At 70.5% G+C, this 3,238-nt stretch carries 4 protein-coding genes; all 4 read left to right on the forward strand.

Annotated elements, in window-relative coordinates; translation table 11 throughout:
• Nucleotides 1-453, forward strand: a 453-nt coding sequence (locus ACNPM4_RS20875; RefSeq protein WP_448987039.1) for a DedA family protein, incomplete at its 5' end; no start/stop codon positions are given.
• Nucleotides 454-458: 5 nt separating this feature from the next.
• Entirely contained in the window at nt 459-1,724 is a 1,266-nt protein-coding gene (locus ACNPM4_RS20880) for a sensor histidine kinase (RefSeq protein WP_448987040.1), read from the forward strand.
• The gene (locus ACNPM4_RS20885; protein ID WP_400858436.1) at nt 1,721-2,392 is read left to right on the forward strand and encodes a response regulator; all 672 of its coding nucleotides are present in this window, start codon (nt 1,721-1,723) and stop codon (nt 2,390-2,392) included. Before ACNPM4_RS20880 ends, ACNPM4_RS20885 begins: the two co-directional genes overlap by 4 nt.
• Before the next feature lie 98 nt (nt 2,393-2,490).
• Nucleotides 2,491-3,238: acyltransferase family protein (locus tag ACNPM4_RS20890; RefSeq protein WP_448987041.1), on the forward strand; the 748-nt coding region annotated here is incomplete at its 3' end.

Raw genomic sequence — 3,238 nt, forward strand, 5'->3', positions numbered from 1 at the left:
CTTCTCCTCGGTGCGGGCGCCGCGATCGGCGCGGCGATCGGCGACAACATCGCCTTCGTGATCGGCCGACGGCTCGGCACCACGCGATTCGCCTGGATGAGACGCCCCCGTGTGGCGGCGACATTCGCCTACGCTCAGCAGGCGCTCGATCGGCGCAGTGCCACCCTCATCCTCGGCGCCCGCTACATCCCGGTCGGACGCGTCGCGGTCAACATGTCCGCCGGGGCTCTCGGGTTCCCGTGGCGGCGTTTCCTGCCCCTGAGTCTGATCGCCGGTGCCAGCTGGAGCGTCTTCAGCCTGGCGATCGGCCTGCTCGCCGGCGCCTGGATCAAGGACCAGCCGCTGCTGAGCGCCGGTCTCGGCATCGTCATCGCGCTCGTGATCGGCTTCACGATCGACCGCATCGCCGCGGCCCGGCGCCGCCGCGCTCCCGCGCCGCAACTGGCAGGATGACAGTCATGGCACGCCGCCGACAGCGCACACCGCTGCGCCAACGGATCAGCCGTCGCACCTTCGCCCTCGGGGCGCTGGGTGTGGCGGTCGTGGCGTTGTACGCGATCCTCGTCCCGCTCCAGACCGTCCTGTCCGGCACGCCGCTGCCTCTGTCGTTCATCCTCGGCGCGGCGCTGTGCGTCTCGCCTGTGCTCGCGATCAGCCGCCCGGTCTGGGCGATCGGCTTGTTCACCGTGGGAGCACTCACCCTGCCACTCACGGTCGTGCCGGAACTCGCGATCCAGTCGCCGTGGCCCTGGCCCGTCCCCGCCCTCCTGACCTTCGCCCTGTTCGTCGGGGTGGTCACATTCCTCCATGGCGCACGCCTCGGTGCCTTCGCACTGATCCTCGGCGCGATCGCATCGCTTCTGGCGCCGGTGCTCCGCCCCGACATGGTGGCCACGCCGGAGTCATCCGCCAGCGCCACGGCCGACCTCATCGTCACGACAGCGGTGGCGTCCGCGGTGTACCTCATCGCGGCGCTCGTCGCCGGGAGGGTCCGGGTCGCTGCCGAGCTGACGCGCGAGAAGGAGCACAGCGCGCTCGAGGAGGCCCGGCGCGCGCTCGTCGAGGAACGCACGCGGATCGCGCGCGAGCTGCACGACGTGGTCGCACACAGCATGTCCGTGATCCAGGTGCAGGCGTCGACCGCCAAATATCGCATTCCCGCGCTCAACGACGCGGCGACAGCCGAGTTCGACGACATCGCTGCGACCGCCCGCGGCTCGCTGGCCGAGATGCGGCGGATGCTCGGGGTGCTCCGCACCGAAGACCAGACCGCCGAGCTCGCTCCCCAACAGGGCATCGACGACATCCCGGCGCTGGTCGACACCATCCGCCGCGCGGGGGTCGAGGTCGGACTCGTGCTCGAGGGCGGCGAGGCCGCAGCAGCGGCGACACCCTCGGTGCAGATCGCCGCGTTCCGCATCGTCCAGGAGGCGCTGAGCAACGCCGTGCGGCACGCGCCCGGTGCCCGCATCGCCGTGCAGCTGCATGCCGAGGCCCGCAGCATCCGCATCCGTGTGCACAACGGCGCACCGCCCCGCACGCCCGACGGCCCCGGCGGGGGCTACGGCCTGCGCGGGATGCGCGAACGCGCCGAGATCCTGGGCGGCAGCCTTTCGGCCGGCCCCTCATCCGGTGGCGGCTGGGACGTGGAGGCCGTGCTCCCCCTGGATGCGGACGGTTCCGATGCGGGCGCAGCCGCTTCTCTCGACAAGGAGACCCCGTGACGATCAGCGTCCTCATCGCCGACGATCAGGCCATGGTCCGTGCGGGTTTCGCCGCTCTCCTCGATGCCCACGAGGGCATTCGGGTGTCCGGGCAGGCGGCGAACGGCGCCGAAGCCGTCGCCCTGGCGGCGCGTCTGGATCCCGACGTGATCCTGATGGACGTGCGCATGCCCGAACTCGACGGGATCGAAGCCACCCGGCGGATCCTCGGCCCGTCGTACCCCGCCGCGCATGTCCCCCGGATCCTGATGCTCACCACCTTCGACATCGACGACTACGTGTACGACGCGCTGGAGGCCGGAGCCAGCGGGTTCCTGCTGAAGGACGCACTCCCCGAGGAGCTCGTGCACGCGGTGCGCGTCGTCGCGAACGGGGATGCGCTCCTCGCGCCGAGCGTGACCCGACGAATCATCGAGCAGTTCGCCGGCCGCAGGCCCCGTGCACCTCGCTCGGCCACTGCGCTCGCCGAACTCACCGACCGCGAGCGGGAGGTGCTGGTGCTGATCGGGAAAGGGCGCTCGAACACCGAGATCGCGGCCGACCTCTTCATCGCGGAGCAGACCGTCAAGACCCATGTCGGCAAGGTGCTCGCCAAGCTGAACCTCCGCGACCGCGTGCATGCGGTGATCCTCGCCTACGACACCGGACTGGTCGAGCCGTCCTCCTGACTCACACCGTCGTAGGGGGTCGTAACGGCACCCGAGGGTGATGCATCCGCGGACACGGCATCCATAGTCTCCTGGGACACCGCTCCCGAGGAGGACTCATGACCACCGTCCAGGCACCCACTGCCGGCATCATCGCGCCTCCGCAACGCGCGTCCCGTGACACCGGTATCGACTTCGTCCGGGCGCTCTGCGTCCTCGGCGTGGTCCTGCTCCACTCGATCATGGTGGGCGTCACCGTCGACGCGTCCGGTCCCGTGTTCGAGAACGCCAGCGACAGTACCGGGTGGATCGCACCGCTGAGTTGGCTCCTCCAGGTGATGCCGCTGTTCTTCGTGATCGGCGGGTTCTCCGGGCTCCTCGCCTACCGCCGAATGCGGGAGCGCGGCGGCACCGCCGTCGGCTTCGTCGCCGGCCGCCTGCATCGCCTGCTGCGACCCGCCGTCTTCACGATCGCCATCGTCGGGGTCGGGCTCGCGCTCCTCACGGTCTTCGGTGTACCCGCCGATCTGATCGCGACCGCGGGCTTCCGCTACGGTCAGCCGCTCTGGTTCCTCGGCGTCTTCCTCCTGTGCCAGGCGCTGCTTCCCGCATTGGCCGCCGCCCACGAGCGCGCCCCCTACCGCACGATCGGTGCTCTCGTCGCGGCATCCATCGCCGTCGACGTGTTGCGCGCCGCGACCGGGCTCGAGGGCCTCGGCTTCCTGAACCTCGCCTTCGTGTGGATGACGCTGCAGCAGCTGGGGTTCTTCCTCGCCGACGGACGCATCGGGCGTCTGAGTCGACGCCTCCGCACCGCAGCAGGGGTCGCTGCCCTTCTTCTGCTCGTCGCGACCTTCCTGACCGGTG

Source organism: Microbacterium umsixpiens (assembly GCF_053543675.1).

Coding starts and splice junctions, on each gene's coding strand:
- ACNPM4_RS20880 (WP_448987040.1), top strand. CDS start 459: ATGGCACGCCGCCGACAGCGCACACCGCTGCGCCAACGGATCAGCCGT.